A 23,516-nucleotide genomic window follows, 5' to 3' on the forward strand; every position below is an offset into this window, starting at 1 on the left:
ACCGTCTCCGGCAGCGCCAGCAGCTCGTCGAAGACGGGCTGGCTGAGCGGGGTGGCCACGTCGGTGACCACGTAGCCCAGGCTGCCGCGGGTGGCCAGCTGCTGGCGCTCGATGTTGACCTCGTGGTTGCCGAACACCGTGTTGAGCCGGGCCAGCACCCCGGGCACGTTGTGGTGCAGGTGCAGCACCCGGGTCCGGCTGGCGCGCTCGTCGGCCTGCACGGCGGGCAGGTTGACGCTCATCACGGTGGCCCCGGTGGCGGCGTAGTCGCGCAGCTTGCCGGCCACGAACCGGCCGATGTCCTGCTGCGCCTCCTCGGTGGAACCGCCCACGTGCGGGGTCAGGATGACGTTGGGGATGCCCTGCAGGCTCGAGCGGAACGGGTCCCCCGCCGACTTCGGCTCCTCGGGGAAGACGTCCACCGCCGCCCCGGCCAGGTGCCCGCTGAGCAGCCGCTCCCGCAGCGCCTCGTGGTCGACGACGATCCCCCGGCACAGGTTCAGGAAGAGGCTGCGCGGCCGCATCTGGTCGAACTGCTCCGCGCCGAACAGGCCGGCGTTGCCCGGGCGGCCGTCCACGTGCAGCGAGACCGTCTCGACCTTGCTGAGCAGCTCCTCGAGGCTGTCGCAGCGGCGGGCGTTGCCCAGCGCGAGCTTGTCGACGACGTCGTAGAAGTAGACCTGCATGCCCAGCGCCTCGGCCACGACCGACAGCTGGCTGCCGATGTTGCCGTAGCCGACGATGCCCAGGGTGCGCCCGCGCACCTCGTGGGATCCCTTGGCCGACTTGTCCCACACCCCGGCGTGCAGGGCGGCGTTCTTGTCGGTCAGGTGGCGGGCCAGCGCGATGATCTCGGCGATGGCGAGCTCGACCACGCTGCGGGTGTTGGAGAAGGGCGCGTTGAACACCGGGGCACCGGCGGCGCTGGCCGCCTCCAGGTCGATCTGGTTGGTGCCGATGCAGAAGGCCCCGACCGCGGTCAGGTCCGTCTCGGCGAACACCCGTGCCGTCACCTGGGTCTTGGAGCGGATGCCGAGCAGGTCCACGCCCTGCAGCGCGGCCACCAGCTCGTCCTCGTCCAGCGCCCCCTTGCGGGTCTCCACCTCGATGGAGCGTTCCTCCAGCAGCCGGACGGCCTCGGGGTGGATGTTCTCCAGCAGCAGGGCTCTCACGCCGGCGAGTCTAGGAACTGCCGCCGCGGCGGCGGCCGCTCGTCCACCGGCTGGGCAGCTCAGGCGAGCGGGAGGACCCCCAGCCCGCTGCCCCGCAGCGTCTTCGGGGAGCCGAAGCCGCTGCCGGTGCCGGTGCCGGGACGGACCTGCCAGACGCCGTCCTTGGTGCGCGAGACCAGGTCCACCCGGCCGTCGCCGGTGAGGTCACCGGGTCCCTGCAGGGTGTAGGTGGCCCACCCGCCGGGGATCTTCTGCCCCGGCGCGAGCCCGGTGGCGGTGCCGCGGCAGAGGTAGAGGGTGCTGCCGCTGCGGACCACCACGTCGACGCGGCCGTCGCCGTCCACGTCGCCGACGCCGTGCAGCTCGGTGTGCCTGCTCCAGCCGGTGCGGATCCGGCGGTCGCCGGCGGTGCCGCCCTTGCCGTCGCCGGTCTTGAGCCACAGGTTGCCCCCGCCGGTGATCACCAGCAGGTCCGGCCGGCCGTCCCCGGAGAGGTCGCCGACGCCGGCGACGGCGCGCCGGCTGGCGGAGCCGCCGAGCTGGGTGGGGGCCGCGTAGCCGCCCAGCGGCTTGCCGCGGAGCAGCTCCAGCCGGCCGGCGGTGGTCAGCCCGGCCAGGTCCTGCACCCCGTCGCCGTCCCAGTCGCCGACGGCGGTGAGCTGGCGGTACCGGGAGGTGTCGGCCAGCACCGTCGTCGGGCTGCCGAGGGTGGTCGCGCCGGTGACGGGGTGGCTGAGCAGCCGGCCCCGGGAGTCGATGCTGGCCACGGTGACCCGCTGCGTCACCTGCTGGGTGCGGGGGAAGGTGCGCCACCTGGCCGACGCCGAGACGGTGAAGTAGCTGGAGCGCAGCCCGAACCGGCCCCGGAAGGTGTCGCCGCTGACGGTGGTGCGGCCCTTCGTGCCGATGACCTCGATCTTCTGCACCCGGCCACCCCAGCTGCCCTGCCCGTCGCGCTGGGCCACCCGCAGCTGCACCACCGTGCCGACGGCCGGCCACTGCCGGGTCAGCTCGGCGCTGGTCAGCGTCCTCGTCCAGGACTGGTCGGCGACCACGCCGTCGTAGGGGTCCTTGCGGGCCGTCAGGTAGGGGTGGTCGCCGCGGACGGTCTGCCCGCCGTTGGAGGCCGAGAACTGGGTCAGCGCCGCACGCCCGCCGGAGGTGACGACGTGGCGGGCGGTGGCCCGGACGGCGTCGTCGCCGCCGCTGGTCTCGTGCACGGTGCGACGTCCGCCGCTGGTGGTGGCCGCACCCTTGTAGACCTGGCAGGCGGTCGTGTCGCACAGGTCGTACCCGGTGGCGGTCGAGGCGTCGCGCAGCCGCAGCGCGTAGCTGCGGGCCGCGACCGCCTGGGCGCGGACGGCGTCCTTCGCCCAGGAGGTCGGCATCTCGGCGGGGACGACGCCGCGCAGGTAGGACTCGAGGTCCACCGTGTTGACCGTCCGGGCCGAGGAGCCGGAGGCGACCAGCCCGACCCGGCCGCGGTACTCCGTCACCGCACCGCCCGGCAGCACCACCGAGACGACGTCGGCCGAGCTGTCGAACACCCACGGCCGGTCGGCGGCGAGCCCGGGGCTGCGGGTCTTCCAGCTGCCCGACGCGGCCCGGTGCTCCAGCACGAAGCCGCTGCCGGAGCGGCGCACTCGCCACTCGGCGTAGCTGCTGCCGGTGGGCAGGGTGACGTAGCGGTCGGCCTCGGGCTCGTGCAGCCGCAGCCCCTTCGCCGCCTTCACGGTCAGGCTGGCGTCGCTGTCGGCGGTGATCCAGACCCGCACGGACGTGGCCGGCAGCGCGGTCACCTTGGTGCCCGGGTAGTAGAAGGCGAGGATCTCGCGCCAGTCCAGGCCCTTGGTGGCGGCCCCGTAGGCGCCCCACTGCGACATCCCCCAGCCGTGGCCGAAGCCCTTGCCGGAGACGGTGAAGGTGCCGGCCGTCGGGCTGACGGCGGAGTCGGCCCGGGCCGGCGGTGCCGTGCTCAGCGCGGCGCCGGCCAGCAGGGCGAGGACGGAGACGAGGACGCCCGCCAGGCGGCGTCGGGGTCGGTGCGGCACAGGGGGACTCCTGGTAGACGGATCCCCCGATCACGCAGGCGTATCGTCGCCCGCACGGCCCCGTTCGGCAAGGGGTGGAGCGCCACCTCAGGTGCGGGTCGAGGGTTGGTGGGGAGCCTGGCGGGTGGCCCGGGCCGCCGTGCGCGGCAGGATGTCCCCATGGGACCACCCCCGCTGCTCCGCCTGACGCTGCGGGCCTTCGACGCCAGCGAGCGCACCGCCCGACGCGGCACCGCCTCGCTCGGGCGCCGGGCCCGCCGGCTGCGGTTCCGGGCCTTCATGATCGCCCAGTGCGCCGTCACGGCCGGGCTGGCCTACTGGGTGGCCGGCCGGGTGCTCGGGCACCCGATGCCGATCTTCGCCCCGGTGGCGGCCATCGTCTGCCTCGGCTTCTCCTTCGGCCAGCGGTTCAGCCGCGCGGTGGAGATGGCGGTCGGGGTCGCGCTGGGGGTGCTGGTGGGCGACGTGTTCGTCCGGGTCTTCGGCTCCGGGCCCTGGCAGGTGGTGGTGGTCGCCGGGGTGGCCATGTCGATCGCCACCCTGGTGGGGGCCCGCAACCTGATGGTGATCCAGGCCGGGGTGCAGTCCACCATCGTCGTGACCCTGCTGCCGGCGGCCGGTGAGGGGGTGTCGCGCTGGCTGGACGCCGTGGTGGGCTGCGCGCTGGCGCTGCTGGTCACCACGGTGGCGCCGTCGGCCCCGCTGGTGCGTCCCCGGATCCTGGTCGCGGAGGCGCTGACGGAGGTGTCGGGGACGGTGCGCGCCGCCCGGGAGGCGCTGGCCACCGGCGACCCCGGGATGGCCGAGGAGGTGCTGGCCCGCGCCCGCCGCAGCGAGACGCAGCTGTCGGCGATCGAGGAGGCGACCAGGGAGGGGATGGCGGTGGTCCGCTACTCCCCCTTCGTGCGGGCGCACCGGCCGCAGATGGAGAGCATCGCCGCCCTCTACGAGCCGCTGGACCGGCTGATGCGCAACCTGCGGGTGATGACGCGGCGCACGGCCGTGGCGACCTTCCACTCCGAGCTGCCGCCGCCGGCGTACCTGGAGCTGATGGACGAGCTGGTCGAGGTCCTCGACTACATGGCCGGCGAGCTGTACGAGCGGCGGCTGCCCACCGCCGCGCAGAAGCGTCTGGTCCGCCTCGCGCAGCACAGCGCCCGCACCGACCTGCGCACCAGCCTGTCCAACATCGTCGTGCTGGCCCAGATCCGCTCCATGACCGTGGACCTGCTGCAGCTGTGCGGACTCAGCTACGCCGACGCCCGGGACCTGGTGCCGGAGCTGGCCTGAGCGAGGAGACCTGTTCGCAGGGGACGGGGACGTCGGTTCGGCGGCTGCGGGATAGTGGTCGGACACCGAGAGGGAGGAGCGGACATGACTGGCGACGTGGGTGACCTGCACGTGGGCACCGTGGTGGTCAACGTGAACGACATGGACCGCGCGGTGGCGTTCTGGCGCTCGGCGCTCGGTTACCGCCTGCGGGAGTCCGAGGTGGACCCGGAGTTCACCATGCTGGTGTCGTCGGACCCGGCGAGGCCGCCCATCTCGCTGCAGCTGACCGACCAGCCGGTGCTGCAGCCGGTCCGGCTGCACCTGGACCTGTACACCAGCGAGCAGGAGCGACAGGTCGAGCGTCTGGTGGCCCTGGGCGCCAGCCGGGTCGAGGACTGGCAGTACCCGGAGGACCCGGATTTCGTCGTGCTGCGCGACCCCGACGGCAACGAGTTCTGCGTGATCGCCCACCAGCCGGTGCCGGTCCGCACCCCCGCCCCCGAGGAGGAGGACGGGGACGAGGAGTGAGCCGGCCTCACTCCCAGGAGGAGCGGTGCAGCGTGGTGAGGGCCAGCGGGTCGCTGCCCTGCCAGGCCCGCACCAGGCCGCTCCCCTCGGGGGTGCCGGTGCGCACCAGCCGTCCCTCGCCCACCCAGTGCCGCCAGGCCCGGGCGTAGGAGCTGGCGCGCGCGCTGCTGCGCCCGAGCAGCGCCGGCACGGGGTGCCAGACCTCCTCGACCGGGGCCGGCCCGCCGCGGCCGATCCGCCAGTGGTCCCCTCGCCCGCTCACCGGGCCGGCTGAGCGCCGGCTGATCAGGTAGCGTGGCGACAGCACCGGCCCCACGGCCTCGTCCAGCACCTCGGCGAAGACCCGCGAGGCCTCGGTGCCCACCCCGGCGAGGTGGCAGCGCGAGCTGCCGTCGGAGTCGACGACCACCGCGACCGCCGCCGCCCCCGCCGGCGACAGCCCCTCCTCGTGCAGGGCGTCGGCGACCGCGCAGGCCACCTGGTGCACGCTGGGTGGCCGGCCGGCCCCCTCGAGCAGCGAGCGTCCCCGCCGCAGCCAGAGCACGCCCTGCAGCCCCGCCGCGGACAGCACGGCCACCACGGCGGCGGAGCTCAGGGCAGCTGCGGCGGACGAGCCTCCCGGGCCCAGCACCACGGCCAGCACGGCGGCCAGCCCGGCCAGCGCCAGCAGGGCCCACACCCCCGGGTGGCGCCGGGCCCGTGACGGGCCGGCCCGGGCCACCAGCTGCCCGTCGGGGAGCACGGCCACCGGCACCGGCTCGGTGGAGGTGCCCAGCTGCCGCCCGCCGGGGACGACGCGCACGACGTGCACCAGCTCGTCGCGGTAGGGCTCCCCCACCCGCCACAGGGCGGCCAGCCGCTCCCGCTGCTGGCTGCGCAGCACCATCCGGGCGTTCACCCGTCCCAGCTCCGAGGCCTCCGGCGGGTGCCAGGGCGAGAAGGCGGGGTCGAGGTGCGCGACGCCGTCCACGACGTCGCCGTCGGCGTCGACCCCCCAGAAGCCGGTGTGCTTGCGGACCAGCCGGTCCCAGTCGGTGTGCCCGGCCGGGTGGTCGGGGGCCAGGGCCACCACCGACCACGTGAGGGCCACCTTGTCCGGCCAGCGGGGGTCGGTCCGCAGCGCCCGGCCGCGGGTCTGCACCACGGCGGTGATGGTGGTCGCGGCGGTCAGGTCGACCAGCCCGCTGACGCCGCGGGCGTCCCAGCCCTCCCCCAGCAGGCCGCGGGTGCCGACCAGCACCTGGCAGCGGCCCGCCTCGAAGAAGTCGGTGACCTCCCGCACCCAGCGCCGGCTGTCCCACCGGCCCTGCAGCACGCCGACCCCGTCCTGCTCGCTGACGGCGAGGTCGAGGTCGTCCCCGCCGGCGGAGACCGCGGCGGCCAGCGCCCGCAGCGTCGCCGGCGCCCCGGCCACCGTCCGCCCCGTCACCAGCAGCGGGTCGAGGCAGGCGGTGCCCGGGTCGGCCAGCAGCGCCTGCAGCACCGCCCACGCCGACCCCGCCTGCGCGTCCAGCACCCCGTCGAGGGCGCTGGGCAGCGTGGCGGTGGCGCGCTCGTGGTCGCACAGCACCAGCATCCGCAGCCGGGCCCCCAGCGTGTCGCGCTCGTGGCCGACGATCTGCACGGCGGCGTGGGCCTTGGCCTCGGTGCGGGCCAGCACCCGGTCCACCGGGGAGCGGCCGCGGCGGATGCCGTTCCGGGTGAGGTGGTGGCCGAGCCCGGGCAGCACGCGGCGCAGCCGCTCCACCACGGCGGCGTCGGCCTCGTCGTCGGAGCGGGCGAGGTGGCCGTCCAGCCAGTCCTGGACCAGCAGCAGCCAGTCGGCGAGGGTGGGCTGCACCCGGTCGGCCTCGGTGGGCCGCGCCCCCCCGGGCAGCGGCATCAGCCCGGCGTGGTGCATCCGCAGGGCGGCCCGGCACAGCTCGGGGGCGCCCTCGGCCAGCACCGCCCAGCTGGTGGTGCGACGGACCGGCTCGCAGAAGCGGAGGTCGAGCCAGGACAGCAGCGAGATGCTGCCGTGGGTGGGGTCGGTGAGGTAGCTGCGCAGCTCGGCGAAGCGCTCGCCGTCGGCGGCCAGCCAGGCCTGCTCGGACGGGGTCGGGGTCACCAGCCAGGCCAGCTCGGCGAAGGGGGCGAGGTCGCCCTCCTTGACCAGGGCGGGGATCGAGGCCTCGTAGACCACCTCGCCGAAGACGGCCTCCACCAGCTCCGCCTCGCAGCGGGTGAGCGCCGCCGGCGGGGTGGCGGTCAGGCCGAGCACGCGGACGTCGGCCAGCTCGGTCAGCAGCTCCTGCAGCAGCCGTCCCCACACCTGCAGCAGGTGGTGGCACTCGTCGAGGACCAGCAGCAGCGGGCCCGCGGTCCGGAGCCGGGCCACCAGCTCGGCGCCGTTGTCGTGCAGCCGGCCCAGCAGGGACACCTCCCCGCCGTCCTCCTCCACCTCGGAGTCGGGGTCGAAGACCGCGAGCGACTGGTAGGTGAGCGCCGTCAGCTCGGCGGACAGGTCGCGGTCGGCGCCGCAGCGCGCCGGCAGCACCCCCAGCCCGGCCAACCGGGTGGCCTCGGCGAGCCACTGCCCCTGGATGGCGGTGTTGGGCGAGAGCACGACCACCCGCTCGACCGGGTCGTCTGCGTCGGCGAGCCGCTCGGCCGCCAGCCACAGCCCGACCAGCGTCTTGCCCGCTCCGGGTGGGAGCACCACCCAGGCCCGCCGGCCGCCCCCGCCCCAGCTGGCGCGGACGGCGTCCAGCGCCTCCTGCTGGTGCCGACGCGGGACCGGGGCGGCGGGGACGGGGGTCGGGGCCGGCGCGCTCGACTGGTGCTGGGCTCTCATCGCCCGCCCACGCTAGCGGCGGGCGGGCCTCCGGAGCCGGGTGAGGGCGACCCCGGCCAGGGAGACGGCGCCGCCCAGCAGCGCGACGGCGGTGGGGGTCTCGGCCAGGAACAGCCACGACAGCAGCACCGCGATGCCCGGCACGACGTAGGAGGAGGCCGCCATCCGGCCCGCGCTGGTGCGCGACAGGGCGTAGGTCCACAGCAGGAACGCCACCGCGGTGGGGAAGATCCCGAGGTAGACCACGCCGAGCGTGGCCGGCCACGACCGTCCGCCCAGCTGCTCCAGCGCCGTCCCGGCGAACGGCAGGGTGACCGCCGTCCCGGCCAGGCAGCCCAGCCAGGTGACGGTCAGCGGCTCCGCGGTGGCCAGGGCCTGCTTCTGCAGCAGCACCCCGACCGCGTACAGCCCGGCGGCCGCCAGGGCCAGGCCGACCCCCAGCGGGTGCAGCCGCCCGGTCCAGGAGGCGGAGGCGATCAGCAGCACGCCGGCGAAGGCGACCAGCAGCCCCAGCAGCAGCTGCGGCGGGAACCCCTCGCGGAGCAGGAACCCGGCGAGCAGCGCCACCAGCACCGGGGCCAGGTTGACCAGCATGGCGGTGGTGCCGGCGTCGACCAGCCGCCCGGCGGCGTTGACCGTGACGGTGTAGACGCCGAACCACAGCGCCCCGTAGCCGAGGGTCGCCGCCAGCGCCCGGCCCCGCGGCAGCGGCGGGGTGCGTCGCCCGGCGCGCCGGGCTCGTCGCAGCAGCACCAGGGCGGTCAGCACCGCCGAGCCGACCAGCAGCCGTCCCAGCGCCATCGGGCCGGGGTCGACGGTGTCGCCCAGCGCGCGGATGACGACGAAGGAGGAGGCCCAGAAGGTCATGGTCACCGCGGCCGCGGCCAGCGGCAGCCAGCTGCGCTGCCGTACCGCCGCAGAGGTCGAGGTGGGAGAGGACACCGACATGCCGCCACCCTCCCCACCGGGTCGGTGCCCGACAAGCGACATCTCCTTCCGGGTGCTGCAGCCCCGCTGCACGGTGCTGCGCCGGGGGCCCCGCGCCGCGCCGGCGGCCGGCGTCTAGCGTGGGTGGATGGTCAACCAGCTCGCCACCGCCCTGAGCCCGTACCTGCGCCAGCACGCCGACAACCCGGTGCACTGGAGGCCGTGGGGTGAGGAGGCCTTCGCCGAGGCCCGCCGCCGCGACGTCCCGGTGTTCCTGTCGATCGGCTACGCCGCCTGCCACTGGTGCCACGTGATGGCCCACGAGTCCTTCGAGGACGAGGCGGTCGCCGAGGTGCTCAACGAGCACTTCGTCTCGGTCAAGGTCGACCGCGAGGAGCGTCCCGACGTGGACGCGGTCTACATGAACGCCACCCAGGCGATGACCGGTCAGGGCGGCTGGCCGATGAGCGTCTTCCTCACCCCCGACGGGCTGCCCTTCCACGCCGGCACCTACTACCCGCCGCGACCGGTGCAGGGGATGCCCTCCTTCGGCCAGCTGCTGCAGGCGGTGGTCGAGGCCTGGCGGGACCGCCGCGAGGAGGTGGTGGGCAGCGCCGGGATGATCCGCTCCGAGCTCAGCCGGACGGCGGTGCGGACCCTGCCCGGCGCCGTCGGCGAGGCCGAGCTGGAGGAGGCGCTGCGCCGGCTCGGCTCCGACTTCGACGCCCGGCGCGGCGGCTTCGGGCCGGCGCCCAAGTTCCCGCCGTCCATGGTGCTGGAGGCGCTGCTGCGCGAGGGCGGCGACACCTCGATGCAGCAGGTGCGCCGCACCTGCGAGGCGATGGCCCTGGGCGGCATGTACGACCAGGTGGGCGGCGGGTTCGCCCGCTACAGCGTCGACGCGGACTGGGTGGTGCCCCACTTCGAGAAGATGCTCTACGACAACGCCCTGCTGCTCGGCGTCTACACGCACTGGTGGCGCCGCACGGGCGAGCCGCTGGCCGAGCGGGTGGTCGGGGAGACGGTGGAGTGGCTGCAGGCGGAGATGCTCACCCCGCAGGGGGCCTTCGCCGCCAGCCTGGACGCCGACAGCCCCGACCCGGGTCTGCTCGGCACCCCCGGACGGTCCCGCGAGGGCGCCTTCTACGTCTGGACCCCGCAGCTGCTGCGCGACGTGCTGGGCGAGGAGGACGGCAGCTGGGCGGCCGCGGTGGCCCGGGTGACCGAGGAGGGCACGTTCGAGCACGGCACCTCGACGCTGCAGCGCGACCCCGGCACGGACCCTGCCCGCTGGGCCGGCGTGCGCAGCCGGCTCGCCGCCGCCCGGGCCGGGCGTCCTCGGCCCGGCCGCGACGACAAGGTGGTGGCCGCCTGGAACGGCTGGCTGGTGGCCTCGCTGGCCGACGCGGCCGGGGTCTTCGCGCGTCCGGACTGGCTGGCGCTGGCCGAGCGCGCGCTGGACTTCGTCTGGGAGGCCCACGTCCGCCCCGACGGGGTGCGCCGGGTCTCGCGCGACGGCGAGGTCGGTGACGCCCTCGGGCTGCTGGAGGACCACGCCGCCCTGGTGCTCGCCGCGGTGCGGCTGGCCGCCGCCGGGGCGGAGGGTCGGTGGGCCGAGCGGGCGGCGTCGCTGGCCGCGACGCTGGTGGAGCGCTTCGACGACGGCGAGGGCGGTTTCTCCGACACCGCCGTCGGCAGCGAGGAGCTGTACCTGCGCCCGCAGGACCCCACCGACAACGCCACCCCGTCCGGGCTGAGCACCACCGTGCACGCCCTGGCCGAGCTGGCCCGGCTGGTCGGCGAGAGCCGGTGGAGCGAGCGCGCCGAGCAGGCCGCGGCCACCGCGGGCGGCCTGGTGCCCCGGGCCCCCCGGTTCGCCGGCTGGCTGATCGCCGACGCGGTCACCCGGCTGCGCCGCCCGGCGGTGGAGGTGGCGGTGGTCGGACCGGCCGACGACCCGGGCACGGCTGAGCTCGCGCAGGCGGCGCGCCGGCTGGCTCCTGGCGGCTCCCTGGTGGTGGCGGGCGCACCCGACTCCCCCGGGCTGCCGCTGCTCGCCTCGCGTCCGCTGTCGGGCGGACGCCCCACCGCCTACGTCTGCCGGCAGTTCGTCTGCCGGCTGCCGGTGACCACGGTGGACGACCTCGCCGCCCAGCTCGCGACCGATCCGGTGTGACGACCGGCACACCCAGCCGATTTGGCCTCCTCGTCATCGCTCTGTAATGTTGTGCTCACGACGCGGGGTGGAGCAGCTCGGTAGCTCGCTGGGCTCATAACCCAGAGGTCACAGGTTCAAATCCTGTCCCCGCTACGGACGTCAGGCCCGGAGTTCACCACGATCTCCGGGCCTGACTGCTTTCTGCCCGCTCGCCTGATGCAGGCACAGCCTCGCGCTACTGTGGTACCGCCCCGCGGTCCGGTGCAGAACCCGCCGCAACCCCGACTGCCCCGGACCTCGCGACCGGGGCAGTTGCCTTTCCGGGGGCCGGGTGCGCGACCGGACGACGTCAGCCGGCGCGGACCAGGGTGGCGCCCAGCGGCCACTCGGCGCTGTAGCCGGGAAGGATCAGGAACGTGCCCGAGGCGGTGGTGCGGGTGAACTCGAGCAGGGCGTCCTGCTCGTCCATCCGCGCGAGGGTCCGGCTGAAGGTCTCCAGCTCGCGCTGGAAGGAGATGAAGATCAGCCCCTTGTCGCTCGCGCTGCGGGCGTAGGAGTAGCTGCGCCGCAGCATCAGCCCGGCCAGCCCGGCCGGCAGCGGGTGGGCGCGGCGGACGTGCGCGTCGACGGGGATGTCGTAGACCCCCGCCTCGCTCTTGGCCTGCAGGTCCGGGTCGTCGTCGATGCTGCCGCCGGAGAGCGGGATGCCGCTGTCGCGACGTCGTCCGATCCGGGCCTCCTGCTCCTGCACCGGCAGGGCGACGAAGTCCTCGACGCGGATCGGCATCAGCCGGACGACGGCGATGCTGGCGCCGGCCAGGTCCTCGGGCTCGTCCAGCCAGACCAGCTGCTCCTGGTCGGCCGGCGTCTTCGGCACGCTGATGCCGTCGTGGAAGCCGAGCAGGTTCCGGGCGCCGATGCCGTCCAGGGCACCGCGGAAGCCCGCCACCTGCCAGCGGACCCGGACGTCGTCGGCCAGCTCGGCGAGCAGCGCCTGCTCAGCCAGCACGATCACCGTCGGGTCGTCGGAGCAGACCTGCAGCAGCAGGTCGCCACCGCGCTGCTGCTCCTCGACGTCCTCGCGGGCGAACCGGGGCAGGTCCGCCGCCCCGGGCGAGCCGGGGCCCCGGGCCTCGGCGACGACGTCCGGCCCGACCCCCACCGTCACGGTGAGGCCGGCGGGGTCCACCCCGGCGAGCTGCGGGTCCACACCGGTCGTGAGCCGCTCGATGCGGCTGCCCAGCGCCGCCAGCACCGTGGTGACGTCGCGCCCGCCGGTGAGGTCGGCCACCGTCACGCCGATGTGCGCCTGGCGCACCAGCGGCTCGCTGACGCCGAGCTGGTGGCGCCCGTAGGACGACAACGGCTCCGCCGGCACCGGCTCGGGCAGCGCGGACGGCTGCTGCCCGCCCTCCCGGCTCAGCCGCCCGACCGCGAAGGCGCCCACGGCGCCGGCGGCGGCCCCGCCGGTCAGCAGCGCCCGCCGGCCCAGGCCGGGGCGCACCGCGCCAGGGCGGTCGGCAGATCCCATGCGCGCAGGATAGTGGCCGGCGGGCCGCAGACGTGCCGGGCGCACGGTCCCCCGGTGGCTACAGTGACCCCCGTGCGAACACCGAGGCGACTCGTCGGCGCGGTCCTGGGCACCGTGCTGCTGCTCAGCGGGTGCAGCGGGGCCGACGACGTCCGGCCCTCCGGCGAGGGAGCGGTGACCATCCAGGTGCCGGGCGACGCCGCCACCGTCCAGGCGGCGGTCGACGCGGCCCGCCCGGGCGACACCGTCTCGGTCGCCCCGGGCGTCTACCACGAGTCCGTGCAGATCAGGACCCCCGACATCACGCTGCTCGGCGCCGACCGCAACGGCGTCGTCCTCGACGGCGAGGGGCTGAAGAGCAACGGCGTCGTGGTGACGGCCCCGCGCGTCACCGTGGCCAACCTCACCGTCCGCGACTACAACCTCAACGGCGTGCTGGTGACCGGTTTCTCCGACGAGGAGGGCGGCCTGGCCCGCGGCAGCGACGGCTACCACCGGCTCGACCCGGCCCAGTTCCCGCCGCTCGACGGGTTCGCGGTGCGCTACGTCACGGCCTCCAACAACGGCCTGTACGGCATCTACGCCTTCGACGCCCGCAACGGCGTGATCGAGCAGAGCTACGCCTCCGGGCACGCCGACTCCGGCTTCTACGTCGGCCAGTGCGAGGACTGCGACGTGGTGGTGCGGCACAACGTCAGCGAGTACAACGCGGTGGGCTACGAGCAGGCCAACGCCAGCAGCACCGTCTCGGTGGTGCGCAACCGCTTCGTCGCGAACCGGGTGGGGGTGTCGGTGCTGTCGGACTACCAGGAGGCCTTCGTCCCCCAGCGCGAGGGGCTGGTCGCCGGCAACGTGGTGGCCGACAACGACGCGGTCCAGACGCCGGCGCACGCCGAGGGCGGCTACGGCATCGGGATCGCCCTGGCCGGGGCGCAGCGCAACGAGGTCAGCGCCAACGTGGTCAGCGGCCACCCCACCGCGGGGGTGCTGATCAGCTCCGCCGAGGACATCCCGCCGCTGGGGAACCGGGTGAGCGGGAACGTCGGCTCCGACAACGGGGTCGACCTGGCCTACACCGCCTCCCGACGGGCTCCCGGGCAGGGCAACTGCCTGGCGGACAACGACTTCGACAGCACCCTGCCGGAGGGCCTCGCGGCCAGCTGGTCCTGCCCCGACGGCGGGGCCGAGGCGGTGGGGGCCACCCTGCAGCCCGAGACCGCCCCGGCCGGCATCTCCTTCCGGGACGTGCGCGCCCCGCTGGACCAGCCGCAGCTGGACGAGGCCGCACGGACCGCGCCGCCGCAGGCGCCCGAGGTGACCGCCGAGGACACCTCGCTGCCGCCGCAGGACCTGCACGCCGAGCGGGCGCACGGGACCGACTGATCGGCTCCAGGGAGGTCGGGCCGGCTCAGCCGAGGGCCGGCACGGCGACGTCCTCGGCGGTGGCGAAGTCGAAGGTGCTCCACAGGTCGGTGGGGCCGATGACCGCCTCCAGGCGCAGCAGGTGGCCACGCTCGTCCACCCAGTACCGCAGCCTCGACCCGGCCTGGTCGGGCGCCCCCTCCGGCGTCGGACCGGTCATCACGTCCACCGTGACGTCGCCCACCCGGTCCGAGCGGAGCCACCGGGCGTCGCTCTGCGCCAGCAGCAGCGGGTTGTCGGGTCGGTCCATCCCCAGCTGCAGCACCATGGCCAGCGCGGTGTCGAAGACCGCCTGCTCGTGGTCGAGCGGGCTGCGCTGCCAGCCGTCCGCCGGCGGGGGCAGCACCGGGTCGGGCACCGGTGCGGGCCGGCTCGCCTTGACCGCCTTGTCCCAGTGCACCAGGCCGAGCTGCTCGGCCCCGTCGGCGGTGCGGATCTCGGCGTAGGCGACGGAGCTGCGGTAGTCGACCCAGCCGGTGAGCCGCAGCGGCTCCGGGGTGCCGAACAGCTGCAGCTGCAGCGCCCGGGTCCCCTCGTCGTAGGCGTTGAAGCGGATGACCGCCAGGCGCTCGGACTCGGCCGTGGTGAGCGGGCGGGGGCCGTCCTCGCCGCAGCCGACCAGGAGCCCCAGCGCGGTCGCCGAGCCGATCCCGAGCAGGGCTCGTCGGGTGATCATCAGGGGCACCTCAGGGGTCGGGGTGGATCGGGAGCGGCGCGTCATCATAGCCAGCACCGGTGGCCGGCCCGGGAACGCCGCGGGGATGCCGACCACGCACCGGGTGCGTGGCCGGCATCCCCGCGGACGCCTTCTCCCGTGACTCGTCGGGGTCAGCGGTGCACCAGCCCCCGTCGACGGGCGACCAGCACACCGGCACCGGCGAGCAGCAGCGCCAGTCCGGCCAGCAGCGGCACGAGCACCGCCGGGGCACCGGTGTCGGGCAGCGAGCCGGCTCCGCCGCCCGCGTTCCCGTCGTCGGACCCGCCGTCGTCGGTGCCCTCACCGCCGCCGCCCAGGTCGGGGTCGACCACGGTGATGTCGACCGCGTCCCAGCCGTCGGTCGGGTCGGTGTTGCGACCCTCGCGGTCACCGTCGTCGTCGACCGGGCTGCCGTTGGCGTGCAGCTGGGCCACGTTGGTGACGATCTCGCCGGCCGGCACGTCCCCGACCTCGACGTCGATCAGCAGCGTGACCACCTGACCGGGGGCCAGGTCGCCGATCGTCCAGACCCGGCCGTCGTACTCGCCCTGGTCGGCGCTGTAGTCCCCGGCGTACTCCACCCCGGAGGGCAGCACGTCGTCGACCCGCACGTCCACCGACGGGAACCGGTCGTGGCCCTGCACCACGATGCCGTACTGGATCACGTCGCCGACCTCGACCTCCCGCGGCTGCGGGTCGCCCTCGGCGTCGTAGAGGGTGTCGGTGACCTCACCGGCGTCGTCCAGGGTCTCCCCCGGCAGCAGCACCTTCTTGTCCAGCGTCGGGTCGCCCTTGAGGTCCAGCGGGGTGCAGACACCGGCGCTGAGCTCCTGGTCGTTGTGGTCGGCGACCGCACCGTTCACCAGGCCGTCCGGACCGTCGCCACCGGGGGTGACCTGGCAGTCGAGAGCCGCCAGCTCGGCCGCGTCGGCGTCGACGTCGAAGCTGACCGTCACGTGGTACGTGTGCGACTGGCCGGCGGCCAGCTCGACGTCGTCGGCCACCTGGTTCTCCTCGGCCTGCGCCTGCGCGCCCTGCCCGGTGAACCCGTCCCGCACCGGCAGGCCGGCGGGGATGGTCTCCGACACCATGACGTCGGTGATGTCCACCGCGCCCGGGTAGTCGAGCTGGTCGAACAGGTCGTACTCACCCGCAGCCGCACCGGTGTTCGACATCACCAGGTCGTAGGTGATGCTGAAGGTGTCGTCGTCGACGGCCGTCGGGCCCTCGGACACCGTCTTGGTCAGCTCGAAGGACGGCAGCGGCGGGCAGGCCACGTCGGACTTGCTCCGCTCGTCCACCAGGTCGATCGAGGCCCGGTTGTTCAGCGCACCGGGCTCCTCGCTGCCCTCACCCTCGGCGCAGACGGCGATGCCGCCCTGGGCCACCAGGTCGACCGGCACCTCGGCGACCACGGTCAGCTGGTAGACGTGCGGGGCGTAGCCCTCGTCGTCGTTGCCCAGCAGCGCCACGTCCTCGGCCACCCGCAGCTGCTCCGCGCCATCCCAGGCGGGGTCGGCCAGCGTCACACCGTCGGGTGCCTGGGTGACCTCGGCCGACTCCACCGTCACGGTCTCGTCGAAGCGCAGCTCGTCGTCCAGGTCGTACCCGGTCGCCGCCACGCCGAGGTTGGAGACCTCGACGCCGTAGACGACCTCCCAGCGGCCGTCGCCGACCGGCTCGGCGGAGACCACGGTCTTGTCGATCTGCGGCTCACCCGTCTCGGCGCAGGCGTCGTCGCGGTCGGTGTAGCCGTTGAAGGAGACCCCGGCGTCGTTGCGGAGCCCGGTGCCGTCCTCGCCCGCGCCCAGCTGGCAGTCGCTGCTGACCGGCTCGGTGGGCACCGAGGCCAGGTCCAGGGCGAACCGGACGGTGACCGAGTAGACGTGCTCGTCACCGGCGGCGATCGGCTCGTCGGTGACCACCACGGTGTCGTCCACGCCGTTCCAGCTGGGCGAGACCTCGATCCCGGCCGGCTCGGTGCTGGCCACCGTCGCGGAGCCGTCGACGATCGTCATGCCGGCGCCGAAGCGGAAGGCGTCGGTCAGGTCGTAGTCGGTGTCGGCCTCGGACGGGTTGGACACGGTCAGCAGGTAGCGCACCTCCCAGATGCCCGGCTCACCCTCGACGTGGGTGGGCACACCGTCCAGCTCCTTGTCGATGGTCACCAGCGGCAGCGACGGGCAGGCCTCGTCGACCAGGTCCGGCTTGTCGGTCGGGTGCAGGGTGGCGGCGTTGTACCCGCCGCTGCCCGGCGCGAAGCCACCGTCAGCGGGCTGGCAGGTGAGGTTCTCCACCGGCACGGTCACCTCGCCGGCCTCGTCGGCCTCCAGCGAGACGGTCGCCGTCACGGTGTACACGTGCTCGGCCTCGGCGGCGATCGGCACGTCCTCGACGACCAGCTGGTCGTCGACGCCGTCGAACCCGGCGTTGACCTCCACGCCCTCAGGCAGGTCCTCCGGGCCGGTGACCGTCGCACCCTCCAGGACGATCCCCTCGCCCATCTGGGTGAGGTCGTCGGAGAGGTCGTACTCGCCCTGCGACGGTCCGCCGTTGCTGGCGGTCAGCCGGTAGGTGATCAGCCAGGTGCCGTCGTCGTCGGGGTTCTCCTCGATCGAGACGAGCTCCTTGTCCAGACCCGGCGTCCACTTCCAGTAGCCGAAGTCGAAGGTGTGGTCGTTGTCCCCCAGGTCGCCGGTGGTCAGCGAGATGTAGGGGAACCCGTTGTCGTCGTCCACGACGCCGTCGGAGTCGTTGCGGTCGGGGTCGAGGCTGTTCTCATCACCCGTGTCGGCGACGGTCGGGACCCACTCCTCCAGCACGCCGCCGGTCTCGTAGTCGGCGGCGTCGTCCACCCCGATCACGTAGCGGGTGTTCGGCAGCAGACCGTGCTCACCGGAGGTGAAGTAGTACTGCCCGAGCTCGTCGGTCTCCACCGTGGCGATCGGCGCACCCGTCCGGTTGCCGTCGGCGTCGGCCGCGTACAGGTTCACCGTGGCGCCCACCACCGGGTCCTCGTCAGCGTCCTGGACACCGTCGCGGTCGACGTCGTACCAGACGTAGTTGCCGATCTCGATCGGCGCCGCCGCGGACAGTGCGGTCATCGAGCCCAGCCCGTTGCCCTTCGCGGTCACCATGGGAGCGCCGGTGTTGGTGAACTGCACGGTGGTCGCCCCGCGCGGGTCGTAGTGGGCGCCGGTGGCCTGGTAGAAGCGCCGGACCCCGACCTGGATCGAGCCGCCCGCCGCGTGGACCGCCGTGGAGAGCACGCCGTCGTCCCGGCTGGGCAGCACGAGCAGCGAGCCGAGCGCCTGCCGGTCGTGGACGGCGGTCGCGCCGCCGGCCCGCCAGGAGTCGTCGAAGTACTTCCAGCCTCCCGGGCCCCACTCCTCGGCCGGGTTGCCCGCTCCGGTGACGCCGCCGGCGACGCCGTTGTCCTCGATCTCCCAGCCGGTGCCGTCGGCGTTCGGGGCGGCCATCAGGATCTCACCACCGGCGCGGATGCTGGTGATCCGGTCGTCGACCGGGTTGCCCGGCGTCGGGCCGTAGTAGGTGTTCGCGCCGAGGGTGTCACCCCAGAGGTCGCGGATCCCGATGATGAGGTTGCCGTGCAGGTACTTCGCGTCCGCCATCACCGGCGTCGGACGGTGCGCCTGGTTGTCCGGGATGCCGGCGGTGGCCAGGGCCTTCGCGGGGTCGGTCGTCCAGAACTTGAACTTGTAGTCGTAGGCCTGGACGACGGTGCCCTCGGGGTTCTCGACGTCGTAGTACCGCTCCCAGGTCAGCGGGAAGTCGAGCACCGGGTCCAGGTCGTCGGGCTGCTCGGCGGCGAACCGGTACACGTAGCCGTGCAGCTGCTCGCTGTCCTCGCTCAGCTCGGCGGTCCGGGTGACCGTCAGGTACAGCTCGTTGGTCAGCGGGTTGGCCGAGACGCCGTAGGGACGCAGCTCCCCGTCGTCGGGGAAGTACTGGTCCAGGTCGAACTCCTCGACCGACAGCACCTGCGTCGCGGGCTTGTCCACCTCGATCCTGACGATCGAGCGGTTGTAGAGGTTGACGGCGAACAGGTAGCGCTCGTCGGAGGAGAAGGCGATGGTGCCGAGCCCGGTCCGGCCGACCTTGTCCCAGGCCTGGGAGTCGCGTGTCCAGTCGTAGTTGGGGTTGGTGTACTCGCTGCCGGGCTCGAGCGAGGGCCGGGGCCGGATGCCCGTGGCCGTCTGCCCGGCGCCCGCGTCGTACTCCGGACCCAGGTCGATGCCGTAGTCGGTGAGGTCGACGAACAGCTCGGCGGTCCCGGTGGGCGCGGTCGCGTCGGCGCCGTTCGGCTCCACCTGGTAGATGGCGCCGATACCGCCGGGACCGAGGCCGGAGTGGCGACGGACGTAGGCGGCCACGAACAGCGACCCGAAGTCGTCAGGGCTGGTGGGTCGCTGCCAGGCCGACCCGTTGGTCGCGCCCACCTGCCCGAAGGGCACGTCCATCGTGGTGGGGACGGTCTGGTAGTCGCCCGGGCTCTCGGCCTCGTACCGCAGCACGCCGCCGGCGCGCGCGCCGGCGTTCGGGCCGTCGGCGGCCCCGGAGTGGTACTCGGGCAGGTAGATCAGCGGGTTGTTCTCGCTGTAGGTGCCGGGGACCTGGAAGGCGAAGTCGACCTCTCCGGTCGGCACGGTGGTGACGAACTGCACCGTCGAGCGGTGGTCCGCCCCGCTGGCACCGTCACGCCAGGCCTCCCAGTCCGCCGTGTCCGGCACGTCGGCCTCCACCCGCCACTGCTCCGCGTCGGAGGTGGTCTCGATGGTGTAGGTGCCGTCCGCGGCGGTGGTCGCCGGGCCGGCGACGTTGCCCTCGGAGTCGTAGGCGTAGACCTCGATGCCGGCCAGCGGCTGCTCGTAGGTGTCGAAGACGCCGTTGGCGTCGTAGTCCTGCCAGGCCGACCCGGTGATGGTGTCGCCCTCCGCCGCCGCGGCGGGCAGCGCGGCGACCGACGTCGCGCACAGCGCGGTGGCGGTCAGCGCGACGAGCGACTTCGCCCACCACCCGGTGGTGCCGACGGTCCGCCCGGCGTGGCTTCCTGCAGCTCGAGATCGAGTTCGCACCCTGCTCCTTGTCGAGACGTGCCCACCCGTCGTCCGGCGCGCGGGGCGGTCGGAGGACGGTGAGACCCAGCACGCCTCCCGGGATCCTCAGGAGGCGTCGTCGAGGAACCTAGGCCCGGGGCCAGCTTCGTCTCCAGTACCTGCCGCCCGACTGTCCAGCAAACGCGCAGAATTAGCCCGGGGCTAACGGGGTCGTAGCCCCCGAATTAGCCCCCTTGCGTAGCCCCCCGCTTAGCCCCCCTCACTGCCTCTCGCAGCCGGCGTGCGCGGGGCCGCTGGTCCCCCTGCTGTGACCTGGGGCACAATGGGCGGGGTCGAACCCCCTCGACCCACCACAGGAGTCCTCGATGACGCGGGTCCGCTCGATCCTCCTCCTCCCGCTGGCGCTCGCCCTGGCGCTGATCGGCCCCGGAGGTGTCTCCGCCGAGCCGCAGGCCGGCACCGTGCCGCCGCAGCTGGTGATCGCCAGCGACTTCCCCGACCCCGACGTCATCGAGGTCGACGGCACCTTCCACGCCTACTCCACGTCCAGCCCGGACAAGGGGGTCGTCCCCCACGCCACCGCGCCCACGGTGGACGGGCCGTGGACGGTCCAGGGCGACGTCTTCACCACCGACCCGTGGCCGGACTGGATCCGCACCACCCACGGCTTCTGGGCTCCCGACGTCTCCCAGCGACGTGACGGCAGCTTCCTGCTGTACTTCACCGCCCGCAACGACCACAACGACCGGATGTGCGTCGGCGCCGCCGTCTCCGAGGACCCGGACGGTCCCTTCGTGCCGCAGGGCGAGCCGCTGGTCTGCGACCCCGAGGAGGGTGGCGACATCGACGCCAGCTCCTTCGTCGACACCGACGGCCGCCGCTACCTGCTCTACAAGAACGACGGCAACGCCATCGGCGAGCCGAGCGTCCTGTGGCTGCAGCGCACCGACACCACGGGGCTGGAGCTGCTGGGCCGCCGCGTCGAGCTGCTGCGCAACAACGAGCCCAGCGACGAGGGGGTCATCGAGGCCCCGACGCTCGTGCACCGCGACGGGGAGTACGTCCTGCTCTTCTCCGCCGGCGTCTACAGCACCGGCAACTACCACACCGGCTACGCGGTCTCCTCCTCGCTGAGGGGTCCCTACGAGCGGGCTCCCCGTCCGCTGCTCACCACCGACACCCTCGACGGGGCGGTGGACGGCCCCGGCGGCCAGGACGTGGTGGGCGACACCCTCGTCTTCCACGGCCACCTCGCCTCCGGCGGCCGCGGCATGTACACCGCGGCGCTGGGATGGGACGACAACCGCCCGGTGGTGCGCGGCAGCCGGCTGCGGGACGAGGCGGAGGACGGTCGCATCCACGACGCCGAGGTGCGCCACGGCGCGGCGGGCGCCTCGGGGGGTGCCGTGGTGGCCCGCCTCGACCACGGCACGAGCTGGGTCGAGGTCGACGTCTTCGCCCCCGAGGCCGGCAGCTACACCGTCCACATCGGCTACGCCGCCGGGTACGGCGACGCCACCCACACCCTCACCGTGGACGGCGGCGCCGAGCAGGTGGTGGGCTACCCCGCCCACGGCTGGGACAGCTGGCACGAGGTCTCGGCCAACGTCCAGCTGCAGGAAGGTCTCAACACCGTGCGGCTGCGGCACCGGTCCGGGTTCGCCGAGATCGACTACCTCGAGACGGCTTGAGCACGCCGGTCACCACCACAGCGGTCACCACGCCCCGGGCGCTCCCAGGACGCGCAGGTCGGGGCCGAACCGATTCGCGCGAGTCGTTTACAACGGTTGTAGTCCGGCTCTAGTGTCGTCCTGCGGCCCGGTTGCGCCCGGGCGCGAGAACCCGAACTGATGCGAAGGATCGACGACGATGCCCGACTCCCTGCCCCGCTCCGAGTACCCGCGCCCGCAGATGGTGCGTGACCGCTGGTTGTGCCTGAACGGCGAGTGGGAGTTCGAGATCGACTCCGGCGACTCCGGCCTGGAGCGTGGTCTGCGCACCCGCCCGCTGGCCCAGCGCATCACCGTCCCCTTCGCCCCGGAGTCGGAGCTGTCCGGGATCGGCAACACCGACTTCCTGACGGCCGTCTGGTACCGCCGCGAGGTCACCATCCCCGCCGAGTGGGAGGGCTCCTCGGTGCTGCTGCACCTCGGTGCGGTGGACCAGGACGCCACGGTCTGGGTGGACGACGTCGAGGTGGTCCGCCACCGCGGCGGCTTCACCCCCATCACCGCCGACCTGAGCGGCGTCGCCCGGGCCGGGCAGACGGTCACCGTCGTGGTCCGCGCCCGCGACCCCAAGGAGGGCCCGCAGGCCCGGGGCAAGCAGTCGGTGGCCTACGCCAACGCCTCCTGCCACTACACCCGCACCACCGGCATCTGGCAGACCGTGTGGCTGGAGCCGGTGCACCCGGTCCACCTGCGACGCCCCCGCATCACCCCGCAGGTCGGGGCCGGCCGCTTCGACCTGGTGCTGCCGGTGTCGCGGAACCGTCCCGGCGCCCGGGTCCTCGCGGTCCTCTCCGACGCCGACGGCGAGGTGTCGCGCGCCGAGGTGGGCGCCGACCTGGACCTGGCGCCGAGCCTGTCGCTGCCGGTGCCGGACGGGCGACGCCGGCTGTGGTCGCCCGCCGACCCGCACCTGTACGACCTGAGCCTGACGCTGACCGACGCCGACGGCACCGTGCTCGACCAGGTGCAGAGCTACGCCGGGCTCCGCTCGGTGGCCCTGGACGGCGACGCGGTGCTGATCAACGGCGAGCACGTCTTCCAGCGACTGGTCCTGGACCAGGGCTACTGGCCGCAGTCGCTGATGACCGCGCCGAGCGACCAGGCGCTGGTCGACGACATCGTGCTGTCGCAGGAGGCCGGGTTCAACGGCGCCCGGCTGCACCAGAAGGTCTTCGAGGAGCGCTACCTGCACCACGCCGACCGGCTCGGCTACCTGGTGTGGGGCGAGTTCGCCGACTGGGGGGCCGGCGGCCACGGGCACCGCTCCGACCACCAGCAGCCGACCGCCAGCTTCGTCACCCAGTGGCTGGAGGCCCTCGAGCGCGACCACAACCACCCGGCCATCATCGGGTGGTGCCCGCTGAACGAGACGTGGCAGCCGCTGCACGACCGGATCACCACCCTCGACGACGTCACCCGGGCGATGTTCCTGGCCACCAAGCTGGCCGACCCCAGCCGTCCGGTGCTGGACGCCTCCGGCTACTCCCACCGGGTGCTCGAGACCGACATCTGGGACAGCCACAACTACGAGCAGGACCCGGCCGAGTTCGCCCGCCAGGTCGGCGGCCTGGCCGAGGGCCGCGGCTACACCAACGACCACGAGGGGAAGCCGATCTCGCAGCCGCACAACGGCCAGCCGTACTTCGTCAGCGAGTTCGGCGGCATCTGGTGGAACGCCGAGGCGGCCGCCGCGGCGGCCGGGGACAACCGGTTCGAGTCGTGGGGCTACGGCCAGCGGGTCGCCGACGAGGAGGAGTTCTACCGCCGCTTCGCCGGCCTGGTGGACGCCCTGCTCGACGACCCCGGCATGTTCGGCTACTGCTACACCCAGCTGACCGACACGTTCCAGGAGCAGAACGGCATCTACGACTTCGACCGCAGGCCGAAGTTCGACATCGCCCGGGTGCGTGACATCCAGGCCCGGGTCGCCGCCTACGAGAAGCGCTGACCCCCTTCCGAGCACCGGTCCGCAGGCCCTGAGGACCACCCGGCACCCGGCCCGGGCAACCCCCGCGCCGGGTGCCTCGGCGCGCCCGCACGACCCCCGCGAGGACCGCTGCCAAGTTGTTATCGATCTGACGCAGAAACCTCTGCGGAATCGTTGCGGGGGCCCTTAC

The 23,516-nt window shown here is 73.9% G+C and carries 13 protein-coding genes and 1 tRNA gene; 7 read left to right on the forward strand and 7 right to left on the reverse strand.

Annotated elements, in window-relative coordinates; translation table 11 throughout:
- Together serA and GC722_RS08620 are read right to left on the reverse strand one after the other, a co-directional pair.
- Positions 1-1,172: phosphoglycerate dehydrogenase (gene serA, locus GC722_RS08615; protein WP_331714565.1), on the reverse strand; the 1,172-nt coding region annotated here is incomplete at its 3' end.
- 59 nt (positions 1,173-1,231) lie between these two features.
- Positions 1,232-3,223 (reverse strand): SpoIID/LytB domain-containing protein, encoded by a 1,992-nt coding sequence (locus tag GC722_RS08620; RefSeq protein WP_156609526.1) that lies wholly within the window; start codon positions 3,221-3,223, stop codon positions 1,232-1,234.
- 159 nt (positions 3,224-3,382) lie between these two features.
- On the opposite strand from GC722_RS08620, the gene GC722_RS08625 reads away from it, so the two are divergent.
- Positions 3,383-4,513 (forward strand): FUSC family protein, encoded by a 1,131-nt coding sequence (locus tag GC722_RS08625; RefSeq protein WP_156609527.1) that lies wholly within the window; start codon positions 3,383-3,385, stop codon positions 4,511-4,513.
- Between the two features lie 84 nt (positions 4,514-4,597).
- A complete protein-coding gene (locus tag GC722_RS08630) occupies positions 4,598-5,023 on the forward strand; it encodes a VOC family protein (protein WP_156609528.1) in 426 nt (141 codons plus the stop codon).
- 7 nt (positions 5,024-5,030) lie between these two features.
- Here the strand turns inward: GC722_RS08630 and GC722_RS08635 are convergent, their stop codons facing one another.
- A complete protein-coding gene (locus GC722_RS08635; protein WP_156609529.1) occupies positions 5,031-7,856 on the reverse strand; it encodes a DEAD/DEAH box helicase family protein in 2,826 nt (941 codons plus the stop codon).
- A 12-nt stretch (positions 7,857-7,868) separates the two neighbouring features.
- Positions 7,869-8,804 carry a DMT family transporter gene (locus GC722_RS08640; protein ID WP_156609530.1) on the reverse strand — a complete coding sequence of 312 codons (936 nt, stop codon included), beginning with the start codon at positions 8,802-8,804 and terminating at the stop codon, positions 7,869-7,871.
- A 127-nt stretch (positions 8,805-8,931) separates the two neighbouring features.
- Here GC722_RS08640 and GC722_RS08645 point away from each other — a divergent pair, with 127 nt between their 5' ends.
- A complete protein-coding gene (locus tag GC722_RS08645) occupies positions 8,932-10,959 on the forward strand; it encodes a thioredoxin domain-containing protein (RefSeq protein ID WP_156609531.1) in 2,028 nt (675 codons plus the stop codon).
- 61 nt (positions 10,960-11,020) lie between these two features.
- Positions 11,021-11,094, forward strand: a tRNA-Met gene (locus GC722_RS08650).
- Positions 11,095-11,290: 196 nt separating this feature from the next.
- Here GC722_RS08650 and GC722_RS08655 read toward each other — a convergent pair.
- Positions 11,291-12,472: a Dyp-type peroxidase gene (locus GC722_RS08655; protein WP_156609532.1), complete on the reverse strand. Its 1,182-nt coding sequence runs from the start codon at positions 12,470-12,472 to the stop codon at positions 11,291-11,293.
- Positions 12,473-12,544: 72 nt separating this feature from the next.
- Here GC722_RS08655 and GC722_RS08660 point away from each other — a divergent pair, with 72 nt between their 5' ends.
- Positions 12,545-13,855, forward strand: a complete 1,311-nt coding sequence (locus tag GC722_RS08660; RefSeq protein WP_197429915.1) for a right-handed parallel beta-helix repeat-containing protein — start codon at positions 12,545-12,547, stop codon at positions 13,853-13,855.
- A 25-nt stretch (positions 13,856-13,880) separates the two neighbouring features.
- On the opposite strand, the gene GC722_RS08665 is transcribed toward GC722_RS08660, so the two are convergent.
- Positions 13,881-14,570, reverse strand: a complete 690-nt coding sequence (locus GC722_RS08665) for a hypothetical protein (protein WP_156609533.1) — start codon at positions 14,568-14,570, stop codon at positions 13,881-13,883.
- Between the two features lie 152 nt (positions 14,571-14,722).
- Positions 14,723-19,687: an SdrD B-like domain-containing protein gene (locus GC722_RS08670; protein ID WP_156609534.1), complete on the reverse strand. Its 4,965-nt coding sequence runs from the start codon at positions 19,685-19,687 to the stop codon at positions 14,723-14,725.
- Between the two features lie 347 nt (positions 19,688-20,034).
- On the opposite strand from GC722_RS08670, the gene GC722_RS08675 reads away from it, so the two are divergent.
- Positions 20,035-21,360 (forward strand): family 43 glycosylhydrolase, encoded by a 1,326-nt coding sequence (locus GC722_RS08675; RefSeq protein ID WP_156609535.1) that lies wholly within the window; start codon positions 20,035-20,037, stop codon positions 21,358-21,360.
- Between the two features lie 178 nt (positions 21,361-21,538).
- A complete protein-coding gene (locus GC722_RS08680) occupies positions 21,539-23,347 on the forward strand; it encodes a glycoside hydrolase family 2 protein (RefSeq protein WP_156609536.1) in 1,809 nt (602 codons plus the stop codon).
- Positions 23,348-23,516 lie beyond the last annotated feature (169 nt).

This window comes from Auraticoccus cholistanensis (assembly GCF_009742705.1).
GTDB lineage: Bacteria > Actinomycetota > Actinomycetes > Propionibacteriales > Propionibacteriaceae > Auraticoccus > Auraticoccus cholistanensis.